Raw genomic sequence first — 24765 nt, forward strand, 5'->3', positions numbered from 1 at the left:
GACAGCAATGGCTGTATCAATAAAGTTTAAGTATTTTCCTGACAAAAACATTCATCCCCTGTTGTTTTTGTTTGTTTACCAAAAAAACACAGGGGGCTTATCCTTTTTATAATATTAGGTTGAAGTGGTAATGGAAAATAGGATTTCTACAGAGCCTTTTTCTTGTCTTTTTATAGAATAATATTTTTGTGGATTGAAGAATAGAAATAGTACTTTTAGGTAAAAATTTTTAAATCTAATTAAGTTGTAAATCTTTACTTAAGTTTAACTCATTTACCAGTACATCTGTAAATTTTGTTATCGTATAAAATCTTGCTTTGATTTTGATATTTACATAAAGATCATTTTAATTTGTTTTATTCACATCAAAATAAGTGATCATATATTCTTGTCCCACTTCATTTAAAACAAAAAAAACCTAGTTAAATATAATAAAAAATGTTAATTGGTAATGTTAGGATACTAACTCATTTCTAGAAATATTCCTCAATACTTAAATGCTAATAATGTCTATGCATTTTTAGTTTTTTTCTAAGCAAGCCAACCTTTGCTAAGTTATAACTATCGACAGAGTAAGTTTGAACGAATTAATGTTAGAATAAATTACCTAATAAAGTAAGCAGTTACTACTACTACTAGTATACTTGTAGTTGTGTAATAATTATCAAATCTCTCATTTTGAGTCTCAACTTTTATGTCTTTTTGTTTTGATACCAGTGGCAATAGTGGTTCCAATGATTATAGTGAAGTTGATGTTTGGTTTGTGGTAATAAAATAATAAAAATATAATTTTCCTTGGTCTTAATTTTTATAATATTCGTTTCTTGCATAGACTAGCGCTTTTAAGTTCTTAGTAGGAGTATGTGGTGCCAGTCCACAACCAGGAGCGAGAATATTAACACCATCATCCATACATCTTTGTGCATCCTTTATCACATCAGAGGGCTGTGAAGATAATAAAATATCTACAGGAGCCACATTACCTATGAGACAAGCTCGTTTACCTATAACATCATTAGCATATTTTGTGTTAACCTTTTCTTCAATACTTAATCCTTCAAACCCCGTTATTGCCATCGAATCAAGTATATCAGTAGCATCTCCGCACATATGGAGTATCATCGGTCCAGTGGTATTGCTAGAAATTTTCTTATATAATGGTAAAAATAAAGTTTCAAAACAACTTGGTGGTAGCAAGTCAGGTCCAGACTCTGAATCCGGGATACATATAGCATCTGCTCCGTGCTCTAAAAGTGCATTTGAGTAATCAATACATATATCTGTACCTATTTTTAAGAGGTGTTTTATAATCTCAGGGTTTGTAATGCACCACATAAGGTAATTAGTCACACCTACAATACATGTAGCAATTGCAGCTGGTCCTACCATCCCAGCTATAATAGGTACATCCTCTCCCACACGTCCTCTAATTATTTTAGTAGCATCCAATAATGTGGATAATCTTTCTGAGTCCAAAATATTTTCACTTATGCTGAAATTTAAAGCATCTTCTTTAGTCTGGCAAGGACTCTTGTAAATAGAGGGTTGAGAATCAAGTGTTCCATTTTTAATCTCACAGCCGAGGGCTTGACCAATATCTGTTCCGTCAAAAGGATATCTTACACCTTCTAATCCAACAATTTTGTGTGCACCTATAGCAAGCGTAGCCATTTTTTCAGGATTGTAATGGGCTTCTGGCCAATAAGATCCTGTAGCCTCCATCAGTTCAACAGTTCCTGTTTGAGTTACCGAACATACAGGGATCTTATCTACATCACTGCCAATTAAACAATCCAAAAATCTTTCTCTTATTGTCATGAAAGCCATAAAACATCCTCTAACAAATTTGTTAAAATATCTCTATTAGTTACATAATAGGTTAAGTTTACATATATTAAAATAGTTTTACTTGAATTTAGAAAAAACTAATGTCTCAATAAAGCAACACTATCACATAATAAAAATATTATTTTGGAGAAAAAATGATTCCACTTGAAATACTTGCCATTATTTTTGGACTTGCAGCTGCCATTTCATGGGGTGCAGGAGATTTTTCAGGTGGATGTGCTACGAAACGTACTAATGTTTATTCTGTAGTACTAGTTACACAAATTATAGGTATTGTTGCTTTTCCTCTACTTGCAGTTACTTTTGACGAACTATTTCCTCCATTTATTTATCTCATTTGGGGAGCATTTGCAGGTTTTTTTGGTGCAGCAGGTCTAATTGCTCTATATAAAGGGCTAGCTAAAAGCAAAATGGGTATTGTAGCTCCAATGGCAGCTGTAGTTTCAGTGATTATACCTGTGATATATTCAGCTATTACCGATGGTTTACCTTCAACTTATCAAATATTAGGTTTTATTCTAGCATTTATAGGTATATGGTTAATTGTAAGTATGAATGTTGATTCTAAAGTTAACGTTAAGAGCCTAGAATATCCTATACTAGCTGGACTATTGTTTGGATTATTTTTTATATCAATCGATAATTTTAGTGAAACTGCGATATATTGGCCTTTGACTTTTTCAAGAATAACGGCATTCATTCTAATAAGCGTCTTCTTAATTTCAGCAAAGGCTGTAACTAAACCAACTTCAGATGTAATACCTATTATCATTATTGCAGCTATTTTTAATACAGGAGGAGTGACATTTTTCGCACTTGCATCAGAAGCAGGGAGACTGGATGTTGCCACCATATTATCTTCATTAAGTCCAGCAATTACAGTATTGCTGGCATGCATCTTGTTAAAAGAGCACCTTGTTTCTAGACAATGGATTGGTGTGATAGCAGCACTTGTTGCGATTATTTTGATGTCTTTATGAACAAGTTTCTAATTAGATATATTCCTCAAAAACTTACTAGACAAAAAAAGTTAACATATAATTTTTTTACTAAAAGTATGCTAACTTCATTAAAATTACTTAAATCAAGAAATAATTAAAAAACCAGAAAAATATGTACAACTTTTTATAAGTGAAATTATTAAATTGCTGTAGTTGATAGGACTTTATATGATTATTTAGTATATAGTAGAAATTAACTTTATACTTTTAATTGAAGATGTTTCATTATAATTAAATTTTTACTTTGGAGTTGTTAGTGTTAAACCCCCAAATGGCATCACATGAACTATTGCATTTGGATTTTTAGCTAAAAGATCATTAAGTTGCTCCTGAATACTTTTTGAAGGTATACAAAATGCACTTTTAACATCCATTTCGGGTAAATCGGAAGATAAATAGAGCTTAGACCTTTTCGATAACTTTGCCACAAATGCAGCTTTATGACCGCCTAGTTCAAACTCTTGGTTGAACTTAGTTATGACATCTTCAGGAGTCTTAAGTTCACGATTCCACTTTTCAAAAGTGGTATTACCGAAACCATCAGTACATTCTGCTACTATTATTATAGAACCACCATCTTTAACAGCACCTTTTGCATTTTCTAAAGCCTTTTGTGCTTGATATAAGTTAATATCTTTGGGATAACCACCTGCTGATACTACAACAATATCAGCTGGTTCTACCTCAACTTTATACATTTTGTCAACTATAGATACCCCTTTTCTATGTGCATCAATAACATTGCCTGCTGTAGCTGCAACTATATTCTTATGACTATCAACAATTACATTATACAAGAAATCTACATTTACGAAATTAACAGCATCCTCCATATCCATTCTTACTGGACTCATTATGTTACCAATGGTTGCATTTTCATGTATCATTAGTTTATGATTAGAGATAATAGACTTTTCTGAACTAACTCCTGGAAGAATAGCTTTTGCACCGCCACTATATCCAGCATAGTAATGAAGTTCAATATTACCAGTACATATAATGGTATCTGAATCAAGTACCTCTTCAAATACTTCTACGGGTGTACCTATTTTAGTGGTGCCTACGTATCGACATTTGAATCTATCATGTTCTATACATTTTATTTTACTATAAACATTGTTACCAACTATGTATTTCATTTCATCAATGGTTTGTTTTCGGTGTAGTCCTAATCCGAATACTATTGTAATTTGATGGTCTTTAATTCCATATTCATATAATAAGTTCAATAGAGGTTGAAGTAATTTTTCTGTAGGGCATGATCTAGTTGCATCACTAACAAGGATAGCTATTTTAGAAGAAGATGATACAATATCTTTTAAAGGCTTTGAATTGGTAGGGTTTAATAAAGCCTCTTTTAAAATTTCACTCTCCTGATCTAAATGGCTAGGCTCTGAAGGCAAGATCTTTTGCCCGAAGTTTTTGGCAGGTATGTCAATGTTGATTTTTGTTTTACCGTAAGGAAGCTCTACTATCGTCATATATTGCAAAGATAAACTATAATTCATATAAATATATTGGAAAATATGAAAATTTATCACTAGAGAAGGGTTGTACTTAAAAAAGTATAGACAAAGGTTTATATAAAAATAATATGACGAGAAGTCGAGGGGATACAGTTTACATATCTGACCTTTGTCTATACTAGGTAGAATGAAATCATTTAATATAAACTTAATCTAATCATAGCTTCTAATCTGATATGATGATTAATTTAATATATTCCAAAAGTTAATTATAGTTGCTATAAAAGGAGCTAGAATAATATGTCTAAAGTTATACTTGTGCATGCTGAATGGTGTAAATTTTGTCCAAGTGCTATGAAGTTCTGGAAAGATTTAAAAACTGAACTAGATTTTGACTATGAAGAAGTGGATATTGACTCAGATAAAGGGCAACAGCTTGCAAGTGAATATTCTGTAATGAGTGTCCCAACAACTATAATTGATGATGAAGTAGCTTTTGTTGGAGTACCGGACAAAGAAGAAGCACTTGAAAAGCTCTCTTGAAAATAGGGTTGGTTTTTTTTGTACGATTTGGTGATAATAGGAGCTGGTGTTGCTGGTCTCACAGCTGGTCTTTATGGTTCAAGATACGGGTTAGATACTTTGGTTCTTGAAAAAAACCAGATTAATGGCCAATTATCTTTTGTGGATACTATTGAAAACTTTCCTGGTTTTGGGGCAATTGAAGGAATCGAATTAATGAATAAAATAGAAAAACATGCTTTAGAAAACGGGTTATCTATTGAGCGTGATAATGTCAAAAATTTAGTAGTTGATGCTAATATTAAGATATTGCACACTGAAAAAAGAAAAATTGAGTCTAGAACTGTAATAGTAGCTACCGGAGCAAATCCTTCATTGCTAAATGTTCCAGGAGAAAAAGAATTTACTGGCAAAGGAGTGTCCTATTGTGCAACTTGTGATGGTCCTTTATTTAGGAATAAAGACGTTGCAGTAGTTGGTGGTGGTAATTCTGCAATTGCTGAAGCATTGGTATTATCAAGCATAGCAAATAAGGTTTATGTTATTCACAGAAGAGATACATTAAAGGCAGAAATGGCTTTACAGAAACGTGCCCTAAAAACTGATAACATTATCTTTCTTTGGAATTCAGAAATTAAAAAGGTATTTGGGGAAAAACTTGTTGAAGGATTACATCTGAAAAATTTAACTAACAATGAACTTTTTGACTTATCTGTAAATGGTCTATTTGTCTATGTAGGTGTACGACCTAATACTGAACAATTTGATATTAACAAAGACGAAAATGGATTTATTGTAACTGAAACTAATATGCAGACTTCAGTACCTGGTGTTTTTGCAGCAGGTGATTGCCGATTAACACCTTTAAGGCAAGCTATAACGGCATCTAGTGACGGTTCAATAGCAGCATATTCTGCTAACAACTACATAAAAGAGATATGACCGTATAAACTCAAAATATTTTTTTGGACATTTTTGAATAGTTGATACTATTCAATAAACCATTTACTGTAGAAACGAATTTTTTGCTGACACAAAATTCCACTTATGGAAAATGGATAGATAATTTCATTGATGTATATTAAAGAGATGCTGCGGGAGCAACAGATATTGGATAAAAAAGATTTGGCTAATTTTTAATGTAGTTTTTGTTAAAATATAAAATATTCTTTAAAAATAATTTACTTATGAGTTTAGATTTTAATTTACAGTTAAAATATAGTAATAAAAATTAAAATATAGATAATCTATTTGTAGCTTTATATAATAATATCTAACAGCAAACAGGTTTATTTTGTATATACATTGAAATCTTATAATTTGTGAACTATTTGAAATTAAAAATAAGGTATATCTTTTTCTCAATCTCAATAATTTAATTTATATAAAAATTGACTACTTTTAGCGTTTTGTTCCTATGGCTAAAAGTAAAACTTCTTAAATATGCGATACAAATATATTATCAATGATTGATCAAACGGTGAGAATTTTCAAAAATATTGATTCGACTGATATCAGGATACTAACAGCTATAGAGCTAGGTATGCAAAAACATGAATGGGTACCATTAGAACACATTCTAAAATTTACAAAAATATCTATAGAAAAACTGAACTATAAATTAAATTGGCTAACCAAGAACGACCTTGTAAGAAAAACCCAAACACCTTACGATGCTTGTCAGATATACTTTGAAGGTTATGACGCTCTTGCTCTCAATACATTGGTTAAAAGAAACACTATTAATGCTCTGGGGTCTGAAATTGGAGTAGGAAAAGAATCAATTGTTCATGAGGCTATTTGTGAACCAGAATTTTGTATAGGTGATCCAACTCCTTCGGTAATAAAGTTTCATAGAGAAGGTATGACAAGCTTTAAGCAAGTTAAAAGAAATCGTGGACATCTTGCTGGAAAGGAGCATTTTTCATGGATATATGCTGCTAGACTTTCGGCTACACGTGAATATAATATTATGTGCACGATTTATCCTGAGATTGATGTTCCAAGGCCAATTGATCATAATAGGCATGCGATTGTAATGGAACTTGTAGATGGAAAACCTTTGTTCAAAACAAAACTGACAAATCCAGAAAATATTTTAAATATTATATTAAGCCAGATAAAAAGATTACATCAAATGGGAATTATTCACTCGGATATCAGTGAATATAATATTTTTTTAAGTGAAAAAGGGATCAAGATCATAGATTGGCCTCAATACGTTACTTGTGATCATCCTCATGCTTTTGAATTACTTGAAAGAGATGTAAGTAATATATTAACTTATTTTAGTCGAAAATATAAAATTAAAACAAATTTGAAGGATCTCATTAATTATATTGTAAATGAAAATAATGACAGAGGAAATGAGCAATAATACTTAAATTAATATAATATTATAAATATAATTAATCATAAATCAAATAATATTAACAGAATTAAATATGAAAAACCAAAAAATTTATGGAATTGATATTCAAAAAAATTCTCCTAGATCAAAAGAGATACCAAGATATTCTGTTGTAATAACAAGAGGGAGAGGTGGAACAACTACTTACCATAAAATGGTACCTCTGCATAAAATTGTAAAGATGGTTAAAAAAGACATACCATCTATCATTGCTGTTGATAATATATATGAACTAGCTGAAAACAAAAAAGATTTGGTTAGATTCATTTCAAAAATACCGGAATCAGTGAAGCTAGTACAGGTCACAGGTGGTACTAAAAAAAAATCTTTGATGCAGTTAGCTCATGAGCATAACATTTCATTTAATCGTTTTGACCCAGCTGAAGAGGCCGAAACATGTGCATGTCTTGCAGAAATGGGAGTTGGGTGCGAAGTTTCCTTGTTTGAAGAGGTTACTAAAATTAAAGTTAGCCGTGCCAGATCACTAGGTAGAGGTGGATGGAGCCAGAATCGATACCGTAGAAAAGTACATGGTGCTATAAAGGTTAAGAGTAGGGAGATCGAATCTACTTTATTTAAAGACTCAAAAGATAAAAACTATAGTTATACTAAAAAAGTCGTTGAAGGTTTTGGAGGTTATGTGAGAGCTGAATTTATGGTTAATGTGAGTAAAAATAAAGTACCAATCAGATCATCATCAACATCCGATGTACAAGTAAATGTAAAATCTCTAGAAAGGGATAAAATCAAATATTTACCACTTAAAAATAAGCATCGGCATTATACAATAGTGGGAGTGGATCCAGGGACTACTGTAGGCTTAGCTGTCTTGTCACTTGATGGAGATGTTTTACATATTGGTAGTTACCGTAGTATTTCACACGACGAAATTGTAAAAAAAATAGTAGATTTTGGAAAACCTATAATTATTGCTACAGATGTTACACCAACACCTTCATCTGTTGAACGTGTTAGAAGAAGCTTTAATGCGATACTAGGATCACCTGGAGGTGCTGAGCTATCTTCTGAAGATAAGATCAATTTAGCTCGTTCTTTTGGATTAGAATACTCTAATGATCATGAAAGAGATGCTCTTTCTGCAGCTCTTTATACTTTTAAAAACTATAGGAATACTTTTGAAAAAATAGAAAAAAAGACACCTTATAATTTTGATTTGAATGAAATAAAGTCACTTGTAATTAGAGGTGAATCTATAGAAAATGCTCTTGAAAAGACATCGAATTCTCAGAGACATAATAAGTTAAAACAAAAAAAAGGAACATTGGAAAACTCAGAATTTTCAAAGGAAGAAAAACATAAAAAATTAATTAATAATATTAAGGAAAAAGATGAAGAAATTAACGATTTAATGGAATATGTTTTAGAATTGAAAGAAGAAATAGCTTCAAAAGACAAGAAAATTGAAAAACTTGAGATTTTAACTAAAAATCTCAGGACTGAGGTATATAAAGAAATAAAGAAAGAAAAAGAAATAAAAAATCGAAGTAAAAAAATATCTAGACTCAAAAAAGAACTGAAACATTCGAAGCAGTTATTGTCCTCTACTCGTAAACAGAATAAAAGGTTAAAAAAATTAAGGAAAATGGAGTTTAGAGGTGAAGGTGTTCCTGTAAAAATCATTGAAACATTTAATAAAGAATCCATACTGGCTGTGGAAGAAAAATATGGAATTAATGAAAATGATGTTGTATATTTTGAAGATTCGAGCGGTGGCGGAGCATTAACCGCATCTATCTTAATTGAAAGAAAAGTTCGCGCAGTAATTTTGTCGAGTTCTTTAATCTCGCATTCTGCGCAAATGACTTTTTTGAAAGCACAAATACCAGTATTGGAAAATTTAACTATTCAGCGTGCAGATGATTTAGGTGTAGTCGACCCAGATGAACTTGGAAAAGCTATCAATAAATGGAAAGAATACGAATCACGGTTACGTGCTAAAGAAGAGGAAGAAAACTTGATGTCTATGGTAGATGAATATAGAAGTAAGCGTAAGCGCGGTTTAGCTTAACACAAATTTTTATTTTCTATCAAAGAAAATATTTTTACCACTTACTTTTAGTGGAATAGCATAAGCCATATCAACCTCTAATAAGCCAGAGCGGATTGCAGCTACACCACCAGTATATAGAACTCTATTATCTACACATAAATCCTTTGCTTTAGATACTGCAGAACCTATTGAAAGTCCAAGATCAATGTATTTTATGGAACAGTTAGGTCCTATATATTCATTATCCACTTTACTTGTAGCTAACATATCTTCACATGATTGAAATCCACAAGCTCCACAGTTAAGGAAAAGTGGTCCACATTTTTTCAATCCTATTAATATTACACAATCTGCATCTCTGACGTTTTTAGCATCACGTTTGAAAAACTCAAATTTTTGACCCTTTTTGTCACTTATTTCTTCCATAGTGACTGCAAGAATGTCAATCTCATTGTTCTCAACTATCCCTGTGACAATATCATCTTCTCCTTTTGCTTTTGGAGCAGTTCTGGCGGCTGTTAGGATAAGTCTTGCATAACTTTCAATATTTTCTTTTTCTGGTTCTAGTAACATAATACCAATTCACCTGAATATAATTGATACTCATTTGTGTATTTTATTATTTAAAAATGTTTTTTGCTTTCATTAAGTCTTTATGTGTGTTTATATTCGTGAAAGATTTAAGTTCTGGATCGATGCTTCTTATAATATTCGTATTAAGATAAAATATATTTTCAAAGTTTCTAATTGGAGCGATGACATACCTTTCACCCCTTTTAATTGATCTATCACTTTCTTTGATCAATATGTTTGTTCTATACACTGAATGTAGTGGTTCTAATCGACCATTTTCCCAAATAGGTATTACTGCATCATAGTTCTGAGCATATTTGCAAATCAACTCAATAACATTTTTATTGATAAATGGCATATCTACAGCGGTGATGAAAATATATTTACTAGAAGCTATCTTGGCTCCTTGAAATATTCCCTCAAGTGGGCCAATACCTTCCCTCTTATCGAATACAATTTTATTGATGTTCAAAAAATGACTAATATTGTTTGCATAAACTTGTTTTTGATTTTCATCTCTAAATGAAATAATTATTTCTGCACTTAATTGATTCCCAGTATTTATAATTCTTTCAAGTAAAGTTTGAAATCCTAGTTGAATTAGTCCTTTATCTATGTTGCCTAAACGAACTCCATATCCGCCTGCTAAGATTAAAAATGAAAAATTGTTCATCAAATAACTCGCTTTATAGCTTGAATCAATAATGAATATATTTAACTAATAAAAAATCTGTGTGCATCTTAATCATCTTTCTTTTCTCGAATTAACCTATCAAAAATAACACCAGCTAAAAAAAATCCAATAACTCCTATAATGAACGTCCCTGGAACAAATCCAATAAACTCAGCTTCTTTAGTGTAATGGTAAAAATTGAATACACCAACGTACAAAAAAGATAGAATAAAAAAACCAATTATTTGCATTTGTATTTTTGTTAATTTTTCAATTATCATGCACATAAATATTTAGCAGAGATATTAATAATTTATTATTTTAGAATTCTAATGCTACTGTCGGACATTTATTAATACATCTCTCGCATTTGATGCAATCTTTTCTTAAATTTGGAGAGTTTACATCAATTTGCATAGGGCATATTTTCTTGCATTTTTTACATTCAATGCATTTATCTTTATCTATTTTAAGTTGAAATTGCTCGCTACCTATTACTCTTTGAACTGTGCCCATTGGACAAAAAGTGCACCATGTTCTAGGTGCAATTGATATACCAAATATAATTGCTACTGCTGTAGTAAAAGCACACATTATAACAAAAATCATTCCAACCTGGTGGATAAGTCCATCAGTTAAAATGAGTCTATATCCCATGAAACCCATCAAAGTAATGAAAACAGGTATTCTAATCCAATAACTCCTAAGTATGTTAGGTATAGATAAATTTCTAGTAATTTTGTCAAGCCAAAAATCAACAAAACTACCTCTTGGGCATAAATTACCACAAAACCATCGTCCTCTAAAAGGTGCTATTAGCAGCAAAATGAGGAAAACAAGTGGAACCAAATAACCCAATATTGGGAATATGAACCCAAAAATAGATACAATCAATACGAGTATTCCAAGATATGGAGTGATTTTTAACATATTTATTACTCTTAATTTTTTTTATTTAGATGCCCATTTTCCAAGCTCTTCTTCTAGTAGCTCAACCCATGCAGTAACACTAAGCATTATAGTCTCTTTGATATCATTTTTAGGTTTTATTTTATATACAAAGACGTAACCTCCACTATCAAGGTTATTCTGTGAACGGGTAACTACACCTCTTTCGTGAAGCTTTTTAACAGATTTTTGGATAGTAGATAAATCAAAACCAAGTGATTTGGATAATAAATCTGCTGTTAAATATTCTTTATCACAATCTAATAAATACTTTAAAACACGTAGATCAGCTCTTGTAAGATTTAAGCTGCATTTAACAACTTCATCTAGTTCAACTGTTTTACATGCAAAATCAACCATTTATGACCCTCTTTTAAAGATACTGCAGTACTGATGTATATCATAAGTATACATAAAAGATTTTGTGTACGGAGGTTTTGTGATTAAAAACAGCAGTACTAAAACAAATAAAATAGCTTACCGGTTTAACTTTAGAGGTTTATTATTGATAAAAAAATGATATAAAACTATCAATTTGAACTAAATCACTAATATTTAATTTTTAAGTTTTTCATTTTCTGGGACCTGGAGTTAGTAATTTTTTAAAGTTGCTTTATTGAAGTTCTGATAATTGCTTGGAACTAGGATTGAACCCACATTTGCAGAATTTATATTTATGTTGATACCATTTTCACTTGCCATTTCAACAAACCTTTTTTGCGTAAAGGATTTTTTAACTCAATGCATTCATCGCTAATTTTGATATGTACTGATATTTGTGAATTGATTTAGTTTCCTAATTTGACTTAAATCTGCTTAATTTCACTCTTTTTTGCTCCCTTGAAAGCACGAACAAAGTTTTAAATTGGGATCAATCACATCTATAAATGCTGGGGTTAGACTAACTATAAAAATGTTTTAATGTATTCTTTATATGCTACTTTCACCTATCTTCTTTATTGTGTCATTAATATCGGCTTCCAATTCAGGTGGAAGGCCTTTAATCCCAACATCTAAGAAACCACGTATTATCATGCCCACAGCTTGTTCTTCTGTTAGACCTCGTGCCATTAAGTACTCTACTTGTTCTTTTGCTATTTTTCCAACAGCTGCTTCATGACTTAATTCAATATCTTGGACATTAGCCTCAAGTATAGGAATAGCTCTTTGAACCCCTTCATCATTTAAGACCAACCCATGACATTCAAGATGTCCTTTAGAGTTAATTGCATTGCCAATCATTTCACCACGTGCAATTACTTTTCCACCTGTGGTTATAGTCCTTGAGATTAGTTCTGCCTTAGTTTCAGGAGAATTGAAAAGCACTTTACTACCAAGATCTAGCTCAGAGCCGGGATGCGCAACAGCTACTGTATTAAGCCGCGCAAATGCACCTTTACCTTCAAGCTTTACTGTAGGGTAGGTTTGTATTGATTTGACAGGCTTCAAAGAAATATAATTGTTTATAAAAGTACCGCCCTCTTCAACATGAACCACAGTTCTCGGCCTTACATCAATTTGTTCAGACCAATTATGAATCATTGTGAAGTTTAATGTAGCACCTTTTTTGATATACATCTCAGAAATTCCCAGATGTATTGCCTTCTCAACACCTTTTTTGGTTGCACAACCTGTAATAATATCAAGTTGTGCATTTTCTTCTACTATTACTATGTTGTGTACTGTTTGAGAGATGTTCTTACTTCCAAGCATAAGACATGTTTGGACAGGCATTGAAGTTTTAGTGTTGGCAGGTGCTCGAATAAAATATCCATCAGCATTTTCTAAATAACTTTTTGCAGTATACTTATCTTTGTCTACTGGTACAAGTTTCCAAAAATAATCATCAAACCATTTATACTTATCACGTGCTTTTCTTGTTGAAGTTAGTTCAACACTATCTTCACTTAAAGACGAATGGGAAATGGAATTATCTGTCATTATTAAGGTTCCTGACCTTTCTTTTCCACTTGGGATTACACCCACATTCAATAATGTTTGTTTAGTTTCATCATCAATTTCTTCAAGACTGTCATAATTACTCATATGTTCAGATGTAACTTGGTAATTCTTTAATTCAAAGTCATCACCATAAGCTGCCTTCTTTTCAAGTGCCTTTAATGCTTTTCTTCTTAACTCTGTCTGATCTTGCATGTGACGCACTCCTGATATCCTTTTGTCTTAATTTCATTTAGTAAATCTCTTGGATTTCCTGAACACATAATTTGGCCATTGCATAGTATATATCCCTTGTCAGCCTCAATATAATCCAATATTTGCCCTGTATGTGTAATAACCAATCCAGAATTACCTTCTTTACGTCTTCTACCTGCACATTTAATATCGCCATGCAGAAGCTTATTAATCATCATACCAATTTGAGAAATATTAACAAGATCAACACCTGATTCTGGCTCATCTAAAAGATAAAAAGAAGGTGCTTGTGCAGCTAATTGAAGCAACTCTGAACGCTTTATTTCACCTCCAGAAAATCCAACATTTATGTCTCTCTCAAGAAAAGATGACATATTAAGCTCTTCTACAAGTTCATCTAAATCAATGCATTCTTCTGCAGTAATTTCTAGCAAATCTTTTAACTTAACTCCTACCATGTTAGGTGGCCGTTGACCCATTATACCTAAACCTCTTTCGGCCCTTTCATTAAGAGGTAAATCTGTAATATCTTCTCCTTTAAAGTAAATTTTCCCATTTGTTATTTTATATCCACTAAAACCCATAATGCTCATTAAAAGTGCAGACTTTCCAGCACCATTAGGGCCAAATAGCACATTAGTGTAGCCACTTTCAACACTTAGATTAATGTTAGTTAATATTTGTTTTCCACCAACTTCTATTGATAGGTTTTCCAGCTCTAACATATACAAAACCTCATAATAATTTATTGTTTATATTACCTTTCAATTCTACATTAAGTTAACTGAATAGGATTAACTAAAACAGTTTTATTTAGATACTATTAAGAATAGTTACTAAAAAGATTAAATAACATAATTTTCCCCATTAGCAGGTGCAAATGAACTTACACCTGTTTCATTTTTAATCCAAGCAGCAAATTCGTCAGTATTTTCTCCATGTACAACAAAAATATTCTCAGTCCCATTGTCACAAAAATGTTTGACCATAGACTTGAGTTCATTATCACCACAATGTGCAGAGAAATCAAACTGTTCAATAACATTATTTATTTTTTGCATTTTTCCCTTATTAATGATGTTTCCGGATTCTAAAAGCATATGGCCATTAGTCCCAGCAACTTGGTGCCCTGTTAAGATTAATTTAGTCTTAGGATCTTTATGCAACTTGTCAATGTAGTACATAACGGGACCACCGTTAAGCATTCCTGAGGTAGTAACTATAACTGAATTTTCTAATGGAACCTTGTGTCTTTTTTTACTATCTACAAAAGTTGAGTTTCTAAAAGCTCGTTTCAAATGCGTGAGATTTCTTAAGTAATTCGGATGTTCTTTTAATAAATCAAAGGCTCTTATGCCCATGCCATCGATAAATGGATGAATATTGTAAGCATCAAGTAACATAACAAGTTCCTGTGTTCTACCTATTGCAAATGCTGGAATAATTACATTTCCACCAATATCAAGTGTTTCTTGCACCGACTCGATGAACTTTCGTTCGGTTTCTTTTCTAGATGGATGTTCTTCATCAAAATATGTGCTTTCCAGAATTAATGTATCTGCTGAAGGAAAATCACTTGCAGGATTTATTAGTCGTGTATTTGCAGTATTTATGTCACCCGTATAGAAAATTGACTTAGAATTCTTTTCATCTTCAAAATATATTGATGAAGATCCAGGAATATGACCTGCATTTAAAAAAAATGTTTTATAGTCCAATATATTAAACTCCGTATCATAATCTACAAGTATTGCATCATTTCTTAACATGTCTAAATCTCGATAATCGAAAGGTATGTAGCGACCCATTTGTTCAGCTATCTTTAAAGTGTCTTCTGCAAGAAGATTTAATAATGAAAATGTCGGTGGTGTCATAAAAATTTCTGGCTGAACTGATACCAAGGACGGCACTGCACCACAGTGGTCTAAGTGGGCGTGTGTTATTAGTGCAGCTCTAGGCTTAATGTCATCATAAGGAAATTGGATATTGTCACCAGTTTTTAGTCCATAATCAAAATATACTTGGCGATCAATCAAAATTGCGGATCTACCAATCTCTTTACAACCACCCTTAAAACTGAGCATCATAGGTATACCTTTTAACTTAACTTATGCTATTAAGACAAGAGAAACGCTAATCAAAATTAATTGTTTATAGCAACACTGGCAATATCCTGCCAGTCCTTGATTTTTTTTAGTGAAATATTGGTTTTTTTAGAAACTTCAAAGGCATCAGCTTTTAACAGATCATTCATATTATTGATACCCACTTCATCTAGCTTTTGAGCAGTTATTTTTCCAACTCCCTTGATTTTAGTTATATCATCGGAGACGTTTACTTTCACTTGAGTTACATTATGACTATTGTTTTTTTCCTTTTTCCATTCAATGAAATTACATTGAGGGCAACCTAAATTCCAAGGCCTTCGTCCTTTGGAAAGTATACGAAGATGATTTAAATTATGATTTTCACAGGTTTTATTAGTAACAACAAGCTGTCCACTTTTTGGTAGTGGTAATGAAAAGTTACAGTCTGGATAATTATCACATCCTATAAATCTTGATCCTCTTTTGGATCTTCTTATAAGAAGATTAGACTCACAATCTGGACACTGGCCTACAATTTTATCTTCTCTTAACCCCGTACGTAATGATTCTGCAATCTTATCTTGATTGTTCTCTAGTTCCAAAAAAATAGTGTTTAGCATTTTTCTAGATTCGTCTATAACCTTTTCTTCAGTAAGCAATCCCTCAGCGATTTTGTCCATATCTTCTTCTAGTTTACTAGTCATATCAGGTTTGGTTATAGTTGGAGCATATTTTTCAAGTGTTTCAATGACTGCGTAAGCAGTTTTTGTTGGAATAAGTGGACTTCCATGTACGTACGTTCTAGAATATAATTTACTAATAATATCATGTCTTGTAGCTTTAGTACCAAGTCCTAGTTCTTCCATAAGGCGAATAAGTCTGCCTTGTCCATACCTTCCAGGTGGATTTGTTTCTTTATCTATCATCTCAACTTTTTCTACCATCAATTTATCGTTTTCTTTGAGAGGGGGTAATAACCGATCTTCTGGTGCATTATATGGATAATACCATCTCCATCCTGAATCAATTAATCGCGCACCATTTGATTTGAACGGCTCATTATTTAAATCTAATTTAACTTTCATTGTTTCCCATATAGCAGAGTCTGCAAAGGTAGCAAAAAAACGACGAACTACAAGCTCATACATCTTCCATTCTTGTTCATTGAGTTCAGATTTTTTAGCGTAGGATGCTGGATATATTGGTGGATGATCAGTAGTTTCTTTTTTACCTTTGGTTGGTATAAGTTGCTTTTTTTTCAGTAATTCATCTGCATATTTTTTAAATACACCATTTGAAAATACATTGAGTTGTTCTCTAAAATCAATTGAGGAAGGATATACTGTATTGTCAGTCCGTGGATATGAGATATACCCATTTGTGTATAATGTTTCTGCTATACGCATAGCATTAGATGCGGTGAAACCAATAGAGCTAGCAGCACTTATGAGTTCTGTAGTATTAAAAGGGATAGGAGGTTTATCAATCTTTTGAGATTTTTTTATTTCTTTAACTATTGAAAAATCAGTAGATTTAACATTATCTATTATTGCTTCTGCTTCTTTTTTGTTCCAAATTCTTCCTTTTGAGTGGCTTGCAACAAACTTATCTTTGTTAGTATCATGTAAGTGTGCGTTGATTTCCCAATATGGTTTTGGGACAAAAGCTTCTCTTTCTTTTTCTCTATCCACAATTATAGCAAGTGTAGGCGATTGGACACGACCAACGGAAAGGAACATATTCCCTAGCCTTCCTGAAACGATAGAAAGATATCTTGTTAAGGATGCTCCCCATACCAAATCAATAACTTGCCTTGAATGCCCTGCATCTGCTAGACTAAAATCGATGTCAACAGGAGAAGAAAATGCATCATTTATTTCTTTAGGTGTAATTGCACTATATCTAACCCTTTCAAACTCTAAATTTGAATTTGTTTTTTTTAGAATATTTAGTGCTTCAACACCTATTAGTTCTCCTTCTCTATCATAGTCAGTTGCAATAGTTACTTTTTTTCCTTTTTTAGCGAGGCCTTTGAGTGCGGAAACTATTTTGTTATGTGTTGGTACTGTTACAATCTCGGCATCTACTAGTTCTTTAGCGTCAATTTTTTGCCAGCTATTATACTGGGAAGGAAAATCTACTTTGACAATATGACCACTTAATCCCATGACTATAGTCTTCTCATCTTTATCGAATTCATAAATGTCTACACCACTTAAACGGTTTTTTTTAGGTTTTTTTGGTGCTAGAATTGATGCAATCCTTCTTGCAGCAATATTTTTTTCAGCGATGATAATGTGCATTACAAACTCCGTATATGTAATTTATGTTGGCTATGTCACCATTCTAATAGTTCTTTGATTAGGTGTTACTATGATTCTTCAACAATAGTATTTACATAAAAGTTTTTGGGTTAACTGAAATGTATATTCAAGTAATATGTGATTTTAATAAGTACTAAAGCTTATAGATTGTTTATAATACATGAAAGCATATAACTGATTTAAAAGAGGAGATGGATTTGAGCGAAATAGAAGAAAAATTTTTAGAAAAAGATACGTTTTTAATAATTACAGATCAAACAAAACCGGCAATTAAAACAACAGTAAAAACTCTCAAAGAAGCTGGGAAAAAAGTATATGTTGCAGATGTTTCAGGTAAACCAATTGATGCTGACTTTAAAAAGATAGCCGAAATCCCGGTAGGCTTTGAAAACGTAATCATCGGAATTAAATATACAGATCCAGGTTTTTTGATAAAACCACTTGAAGAAAAAGGTGCAAAAAAAATCTGGATACATTGGAGAACAACAACTAAAAAAGTAAAAGAAGTATGTCAGGAATCAAATGTTCAATGTATTATGGGTAAATGCCCTATGATGTACTTAGGTAAAGATTACAGTATTCATGGTTTGCATAGGTCTATTGCTAAACTTTTAGGCAAATATTAAAAATAGCTTATAATAGTTCTTCTGCAATATCCAATGCCTCTTTTGGTGTTGATACACAGATAGTTCCTTTTATATCCCATTGGCATTTTAAATTAATTACAGGCTTTCCTAAATGCAAGCCAATTGCAATTTCAGAAAGTGTACCGTAAGAACCAGATATTGCTATTAGGATGTCACTACTGTGAGCGATAATAACATTTCTTGAATGACCCATGTTAGTCACAATAGAAATGTCAATATATTGGTTCTTGTCTTTTTTATCTTCCCCTGGAAGAATTCCTATTGTAGTTCCCCCGACTTCTTTTGCACCTTTTGCAGCTGCTTCCATGATACCGTTTGTACCGCCACATACAAGATACCATCCTTTTTCTGCTACCATTCTTCCAACTTTTAAAGCTAGTTCATAATTTTCAGAATCGCAACTTGAAGCGCCTATTATGCCAATTTGTATTTTACTCATTGAATCACTTTTAACTTATATATTCACTTTGTATCTCAATTATCTCATAGCTGTTGTTTGCTTTTGAATACTGATTAAGGAGCTCTTTGTTTAGCTCAAAAAAAGTCATACCCCACTTAAACTTAGAGAGTATTTGTAAAGCTTGTTTATCATAGCCTAAAATGAATAGAGATGCTGCGAAAGCTTCACTTGAAGTGAGCATGAAAGCACGTCCAAAATTAACAGGATTAGCGGCAATCAAAAATGGTAGTGCACGATATTGTAGATTTTTTTTTATCAACTTAGGGAATAACTCATCCACATGCTCCCATGAACAATCCAGGACAGTTATGCCTCTATTAATATTATCTATAGGTGAAAGTGCTTGTTTTGCTGTTGGGTCTAGAAGAATTGAACCTTTTGGGATTTTAGCACTGTCCTTAAATAGATTCAAAAGATTAAATCGTGCTAATTTTTTACCTGTACATTTTTTAGGACTGCATTGATTTGCATGATAAAGGTGTAACTTAACTGAAGAAATATTAGATTTCATTTTATCGCTAGATGACATTAAAAACATATAACATTTATAGTATACCTATATATCTAAAGCTTTACACATTAATGTTTTCTATAACATACTAGTAATATCTGGATGAAAAACTTATGTGCGCAATATTAGGATTTTTCAATTTAGCCAACAATAAAATACCTATTCTAAGAGGCTTAGCCATAATGAATCAAAGAGGACAGGACGGTTGCGGTGCATGTGGCTATGATTGGGTGACCTATGCTTCTAATGTATTAAAATTGGAAGTAAAAGATGATATTGGTATTATAGGTCAAAATCTTCATTCTCTTGTAAACAATATTAAACAACCAATTGTAGGTAAAGGAAAACTAGTATCTAATTGTGAGTTCTACAATTGGAAAACTATTAGCTTAAAATATAATATAAATGCAAAAAATGATTCAGATCTTCTTCTTAAATTGATTGATTATAAGATAAATGCCAACAATGAAACACCAATAGAGCCGTATAAAGCATATTGTTTAATAGAGTCAATATTAAGTGAGCTTAGAGGTGTTTACTCTTTTGCTTATTGGATTGAAGATTTAGTATTTGTTTTTAGAGATATTATTGGAGTTAGGCCCTTATGGTATAGTTTAGATAGTGGTTTCGGCTTTGCTTCAGAAAAAAAAGTATTAAAGAATAATTTTTTTCCAACTATAAACGAACTCGATCCTAGGATTGCTATTTGTTACAATATCAATAAAAACATAATTCAATCATTTAAAAGACCATTTATTTCAACTTCACAACAATCTTGTAAATCATATAGAGAACTGGAATTAGAATTTAAAAATACACTTGAAAATGCCGTTTCTATAAGATTACCTTCAGAACCTTTTGGTATTCTATATTCAGGAGGTTTGGACTCTACTGTTTTAGCTGTAATGGCAATTAATGCAGGTAAAGTTCCAGGGAAAGATTTTTTTTGTTACACTACAGGTCTCTTCTTAAATGATAAAGCTCCAAAAGATGTTGAATTTGCTCTTAAAGCAATAAAAGACCTTGGATTGAAGTTAAGACTAATAGATGTGAAACTTCAAGAATTAGAGGAAATGCTAATTGATACTGTTTACCTTATAGAAGATACACATATACCAAAAATTGGTGTTGGTGTAACTATCTATTCATCATGTATGAAGGCAAAAGAGGATAATATAAGAGTTATTTTTGCAGGAACTGGCGCTGATGAACTCTTAGCTGGTTATGATAGATATAAGTCACTTTACGGAGATGACATACAGGATTTATGTTATAAAGATGTACTTAATATTTATCAAGAGAATTGTTATAGAGATGATGTAGTTACCATGAATAATGGTATTGAACTAAGATTACCATACCTAGATACAGAATTTGTTAAGCTTTGTCTTAGTTTGCCGCATGAATATAAGCTCTACAAAGGCACTAATAAATTGATATTGAGAAACATTGGCAAACAACTAGGAATCCCTGAGGAATTTGTAATGCGAAAAAAAAAAGCTGCACAGTACGGGAGTAAATTTGATAAAGGAATTGAAAAGTTGGCTAAAGCTAGAAAAGCTAAGAATAAGACTGATTACATTAAGTCAATTAAGAAAAATTCTCACTATAGGTTAGGTGCCTTGTTTAGTTCAGGTAAAGATAGTAATTATGCACTTTATATAATGCTTAAAGAAAAATATCACGTAAATTGCTTAATAACAATTAAGAGTAAAAATCCCCATTCATATATGTTCCACACCCCAAATATAGATTTAGCTCAACTTCAAGCTGAATCCATTGATATTCCGCTATTAGAAAAAATTACTGATGGAAGAAAAGAGCATGAACTTGATGATCTTAAAGAAGCTATAGAAGATGCTATAAGGATTTATGGAATCAATGGAATTGTCGTAGGTGCTATATGGTCAACTTATCAAAAGAATAGAATTGAAAAAATTTGTAACGACTTAGGTCTCAGAATGTTTTCACCATTATGGCATATGAACCAAGAAACAGAAATGAGATCCTTATTAGAGGAAGGATTTAGTTTTATTTTTAGCAGTATTGCAGCTGACGGTTTAGACAGTTCATGGTTAGGTAAACCTATAAGTCATCTAGATATTGATAAACTCGTTAAATTGAATGAAAAGAATGGAGTTAATATTGCGGGTGAAGGAGGGGAATTTGAAAGCTTTGTTATTAATGGGCCAATATATAAAAAGAAAATCCAAATTGATGAATACGAAGTAATAGAACTAGATGAGAATACTGCTAAGTTGCAGATAATTAATGCAAAGCTAGTAGATGATTAAATCAAAATATAGATATTAAGGCACGAAGCACCTAATGAATATTCATTAAATCAAACAACCCTTTTTTTCAAAATATTGTTGGTGATATTCCTCAGCTGGATAAAAATCTGTTGCAGATACAATTTCAGTTACTATGGGGTTAATGTACTTTTTGCTGGATTCAATTTTAATTTTTGACTTTATAGCTTGCTGTTTTTGCTCACCGTCATGATAAAAAATAGCTGATCTGTATTGTGTTCCAAGATCAGGACCTTGTCTATTTAATTGAGTAGGGTCATGAATCGTCCAGAAAATATTTAATAGTTGTTCATAGCTAATAATTTCTGGGTCGAATTGTATCTCAACTGCTTCTGCATGGCCAGTATTACCGGTACAAACTTCCGTATAGCCTGGTTTTGTTGTTTTTCCACCAGTGTACCCCACACATGTATTTAGTACACCATCCAACTTTCTGAATGCTGACTCTACACCCCAAAAGCACCCTGCAGCAAATGTAGCTTTTTTCATATTTCTCTCCATCATATAGGATTATCTATGTTATAATACTTAACTTGTTTGAGTGTTAGATAAAATAAAAGATACACAAACATTAATTTAATTTCAAAATAATAACTTTGTGAGGTGCACATTTTGGCAGCTGAGAAAAAAAAAGATATATCGACCTGTTTCAAACTACCCAACAACAAAACTAAAATTGTTTGTACTTTAGGTCCTGCTTCATCATCAGATTGTGTAATTAAAGCCCTAATGTTAAAAGGAATGAATGTTGCTAGGCTAAACTTTTCTCATGGTACGTTTGAAGAACATCGAAATCTTATCAGAACTATTCGTGAAACTGCTAGTAAACTTTGTATTGAAGTTGGAATTATGATTGATTTACCAGGGCCAAAGATTCGTGTTGGAACATTTGAAGATAATACAGTTCACTTATTAAAGGGTGACGAAGTTTTTTTGACAACTAATGATGTTGTTGGTTCCAAAAAGACTATACCAATAAATTATAAAAAACTTCCAACCAAGATTTCATCTGGTGATTCTATTTACTTGAATGATGGCTTCATTCATTTGCAATGCCTTGAGGTTTACGGTGAAAACATAAAATGTAAAGTATTAACTGGAGGTATTTTATCTTCAAATAAAGGTGTCAATTTACCGGGTATTGAAATTGACCTTGACCCTATTACTGAAAAAGATTTGGAGGCTATAAGGTTTGGCTTAAATGAGGGTGTAAACATATTCAGCATATCCTTTATTGAAAAGGCGGCAGATATTATAAAGGTACGTGATTTTGCACATAATCTTGGTAAAAATGTGTTTCTTATAGCTAAAATAGAACGTGAAAAAGCCGTAAAATCAATTGATAAAATAATCAAAGTAACTGATGGATTAATGATAGCAAGAGGTGATATGGGTGTAGAACTTCCGATACAAAAAGTACCTCATGTTCAAAAAGAACTTATAATTAAAGCAACTACTAAAGGTATTCCCATAATAACAGCTACACATATGCTGGAATCAATGATTGAAAACATTAGACCTACTAGAGCAGAAGTTACTGACATCGCAAATGCAATACTTGATGGAACTGATGCTGTAATGTTGTCAGGAGAAACCGCAGCAGGTAAGCATCCAGTACCAAGTGTAGCAATGATGGCAAGTATTGCACATGAATGCGAAATCTGGCGAGAAAAAAGTCAATGGGGTATACAAAGAATTGAGAATAAGATATGTAGTGTAAGCATGACAGTAGATGAAGTAATTTCTCATCATGTGAATGACGCAGTTCAGAGGCTTCCTGTAAAATACGTTATTACACCAACTTTTTCTGGCAAAACCGCAAGAAAAGTATCTAGTTTTAAGCCTCGAACGTGGATATTGGCATTTAGTAGAAACGAATTGACAGCTGAAAGTCTAACGTTTTCATATGGTGTACTTCCATATCATGTATCAAATTTGGAAAACGATTGGGAAGACACAGTACTTAAATACATGAAAAAATGGAATATATATAATTCAGGAGATGTAGTTGTACTAACCAAAGGACCTAGCACAGGTAAACCAGGTGAAACTAACTTATTAAAAATAATCACTCTTACCTAAAAATTCCCAATTTTATGGATTGACATCCCATACTTTACTTCATTAACTAAGAACATTATTTATACCAGGTTTCTTCAAATGGTAGCCTTTTTACCAAACTCTTAACCATTTTCTATGGTATTTACTTTTAATTATCTTTCTTTACAGCTATTTTACAGGTATAAGAGTACTTGACTTCATCCTTTTCGAATAAGAGCATAAATTGCTTCAGCAATATTTTTCATGTTTTCTATCATGAACAGGTCTATTTCAAATCTTGAAAAAAGTAACAAAAAACTTCTCGACATCAATTGATATATTTGTTTTTAGATTTGATTATCTTTTCTTTCTTCCCTATCCATATTGAATAATAACAACTACATTTCCACTTGAATCAATAGCATTGAGATATATGTTTTTACTATGCTCCTAAAATAAAGTGATGATATTCTACTAATGAATTATTTCGATGCTGTGAAATGTGGTATCTTCTAAATTCAATTTTATTTGTTACCTTATCCATTAACTAAATGAGCTCATTGAAGTTTCTATTGTTCTCATTGAAATACTTTTTTAGCAGAAACCAGGTAATTATATTATTAGAGGCTACTTTCTCTTAGAAGATCTTACTGCTTAAAAAAAAGATGATTTTTCCTGACAAAAAGATAGCGTCACTAAATTGCTGTAAAATTATAATTAGTCCTGTACCTTATTAGAGTTCGATGAAAAACCTCAAAAGGAAGGTACAGGACATGAA

Annotated in this window: 22 protein-coding genes; 8 read left to right on the forward strand and 14 right to left on the reverse strand. The window is 32.0% G+C overall.

Features of this window, described 5'->3' with window-relative positions:
• Positions 1-801: 801 nt before the first annotated feature.
• Positions 802-1827, reverse strand: a complete 1026-nt coding sequence (mtaA, locus tag J2T59_RS09660; RefSeq protein ID WP_259135727.1) for a methylcobamide:CoM methyltransferase MtaA — start codon at positions 1825-1827, stop codon at positions 802-804.
• A 155-nt stretch (positions 1828-1982) separates the two neighbouring features.
• Here mtaA and J2T59_RS09665 point away from each other — a divergent pair, with 155 nt between their 5' ends.
• The gene (locus tag J2T59_RS09665; protein WP_259135728.1) at positions 1983-2828 is read left to right on the forward strand and encodes an EamA family transporter; all 846 of its coding nucleotides are present in this window, start codon (positions 1983-1985) and stop codon (positions 2826-2828) included.
• A 260-nt stretch (positions 2829-3088) separates the two neighbouring features.
• Here J2T59_RS09665 and larAH6 read toward each other — a convergent pair whose 3' ends face one another.
• Positions 3089-4357: a nickel-dependent malate racemase, LarAH6 family gene (gene larAH6, locus J2T59_RS09670; protein ID WP_259135729.1), complete on the reverse strand. Its 1269-nt coding sequence runs from the start codon at positions 4355-4357 to the stop codon at positions 3089-3091.
• 258 nt (positions 4358-4615) lie between these two features.
• On the opposite strand from larAH6, the gene J2T59_RS09675 reads away from it, so the two are divergent.
• From J2T59_RS09675 to J2T59_RS09690, 4 genes are all read left to right on the forward strand, one after another.
• Positions 4616-4858 carry a glutaredoxin family protein gene (locus tag J2T59_RS09675; protein ID WP_259135730.1) on the forward strand — a complete coding sequence of 81 codons (243 nt, stop codon included), beginning with the start codon at positions 4616-4618 and terminating at the stop codon, positions 4856-4858.
• An 18-nt stretch (positions 4859-4876) separates the two neighbouring features.
• A complete protein-coding gene (gene trxB, locus J2T59_RS09680) occupies positions 4877-5779 on the forward strand; it encodes a thioredoxin-disulfide reductase (RefSeq protein ID WP_259135731.1) in 903 nt (300 codons plus the stop codon).
• A 523-nt stretch (positions 5780-6302) separates the two neighbouring features.
• Positions 6303-7214, forward strand: a complete 912-nt coding sequence (locus tag J2T59_RS09685; RefSeq protein ID WP_259135732.1) for a serine/threonine-protein kinase RIO2 — start codon at positions 6303-6305, stop codon at positions 7212-7214.
• Between the two features lie 67 nt (positions 7215-7281).
• A complete protein-coding gene (locus tag J2T59_RS09690) occupies positions 7282-9276 on the forward strand; it encodes a DUF460 domain-containing protein (protein ID WP_259135733.1) in 1995 nt (664 codons plus the stop codon).
• Between the two features lie 9 nt (positions 9277-9285).
• Here J2T59_RS09690 and J2T59_RS09695 read toward each other — a convergent pair whose 3' ends face one another.
• From J2T59_RS09695 to J2T59_RS09735, 9 genes are all read right to left on the reverse strand, one after another.
• On the reverse strand, positions 9286-9831 hold the full coding sequence (locus J2T59_RS09695) for a ferredoxin domain-containing protein (RefSeq protein WP_259135734.1): 546 nt from the start codon (positions 9829-9831) through the stop codon (positions 9286-9288).
• Between the two features lie 46 nt (positions 9832-9877).
• On the reverse strand, positions 9878-10504 hold the full coding sequence (locus tag J2T59_RS09700) for a molybdenum cofactor guanylyltransferase (RefSeq protein ID WP_259135735.1): 627 nt from the start codon (positions 10502-10504) through the stop codon (positions 9878-9880).
• A 68-nt stretch (positions 10505-10572) separates the two neighbouring features.
• The gene (locus J2T59_RS09705) at positions 10573-10785 is read right to left on the reverse strand and encodes a hypothetical protein (protein WP_259135736.1); all 213 of its coding nucleotides are present in this window, start codon (positions 10783-10785) and stop codon (positions 10573-10575) included.
• Between the two features lie 40 nt (positions 10786-10825).
• A complete protein-coding gene (locus J2T59_RS09710; protein ID WP_259135737.1) occupies positions 10826-11434 on the reverse strand; it encodes a 4Fe-4S binding protein in 609 nt (202 codons plus the stop codon).
• 21 nt (positions 11435-11455) lie between these two features.
• A complete protein-coding gene (locus tag J2T59_RS09715; protein ID WP_259135738.1) occupies positions 11456-11812 on the reverse strand; it encodes a helix-turn-helix domain-containing protein in 357 nt (118 codons plus the stop codon).
• Between the two features lie 570 nt (positions 11813-12382).
• Positions 12383-13606, reverse strand: a complete 1224-nt coding sequence (locus J2T59_RS09720; protein WP_259135739.1) for a SufB/SufD family protein — start codon at positions 13604-13606, stop codon at positions 12383-12385.
• On the reverse strand, positions 13585-14331 hold the full coding sequence (locus J2T59_RS09725; protein WP_259135740.1) for an ABC transporter ATP-binding protein: 747 nt from the start codon (positions 14329-14331) through the stop codon (positions 13585-13587). Before J2T59_RS09725 ends, J2T59_RS09720 begins: the two co-directional genes overlap by 22 nt.
• A 120-nt stretch (positions 14332-14451) precedes the next feature.
• Positions 14452-15693, reverse strand: a complete 1242-nt coding sequence (locus J2T59_RS09730; RefSeq protein WP_259135741.1) for an MBL fold metallo-hydrolase — start codon at positions 15691-15693, stop codon at positions 14452-14454.
• 56 nt (positions 15694-15749) lie between these two features.
• Positions 15750-17996 (reverse strand): DNA topoisomerase I, encoded by a 2247-nt coding sequence (locus J2T59_RS09735; protein WP_259135742.1) that lies wholly within the window; start codon positions 17994-17996, stop codon positions 15750-15752.
• A gap of 218 nt (positions 17997-18214) precedes the next feature.
• On the opposite strand from J2T59_RS09735, the gene J2T59_RS09740 reads away from it, so the two are divergent.
• A complete protein-coding gene (locus tag J2T59_RS09740) occupies positions 18215-18643 on the forward strand; it encodes a CoA-binding protein (protein ID WP_374761091.1) in 429 nt (142 codons plus the stop codon).
• Between the two features lie 7 nt (positions 18644-18650).
• Here the strand turns inward: J2T59_RS09740 and J2T59_RS09745 are convergent, their stop codons facing one another.
• Positions 18651-19103, reverse strand: coding sequence for a TIGR00725 family protein (locus J2T59_RS09745; RefSeq protein WP_259135744.1), 453 nt, complete (start codon positions 19101-19103; stop codon positions 18651-18653).
• A gap of 10 nt (positions 19104-19113) precedes the next feature.
• Complete coding sequence (locus tag J2T59_RS09750; RefSeq protein ID WP_259135748.1) at positions 19114-19635, reverse strand: DUF367 family protein; 522 nt, start codon at positions 19633-19635, stop codon at positions 19114-19116.
• Between the two features lie 113 nt (positions 19636-19748).
• Here J2T59_RS09750 and J2T59_RS09755 point away from each other — a divergent pair, with 113 nt between their 5' ends.
• Complete coding sequence (locus J2T59_RS09755; protein WP_510186666.1) at positions 19749-21929, forward strand: diphthine--ammonia ligase; 2181 nt, start codon at positions 19749-19751, stop codon at positions 21927-21929.
• Between the two features lie 45 nt (positions 21930-21974).
• Here the strand turns inward: J2T59_RS09755 and msrA are convergent, their stop codons facing one another.
• A complete protein-coding gene (msrA, locus tag J2T59_RS09760) occupies positions 21975-22436 on the reverse strand; it encodes a peptide-methionine (S)-S-oxide reductase MsrA (RefSeq protein ID WP_259135746.1) in 462 nt (153 codons plus the stop codon).
• A 123-nt stretch (positions 22437-22559) separates the two neighbouring features.
• Between msrA and pyk the strand changes: the two genes are divergently transcribed.
• Entirely contained in the window at positions 22560-24029 is a 1470-nt protein-coding gene (gene pyk / locus J2T59_RS09765; protein WP_259135747.1) for a pyruvate kinase, read from the forward strand.
• Positions 24030-24765 lie beyond the last annotated feature (736 nt).

The sequence above is a fragment of the Methanosalsum natronophilum genome, assembly GCF_024808815.1.
Lineage (GTDB): Archaea > Halobacteriota > Methanosarcinia > Methanosarcinales > Methanosarcinaceae > Methanosalsum > Methanosalsum natronophilum.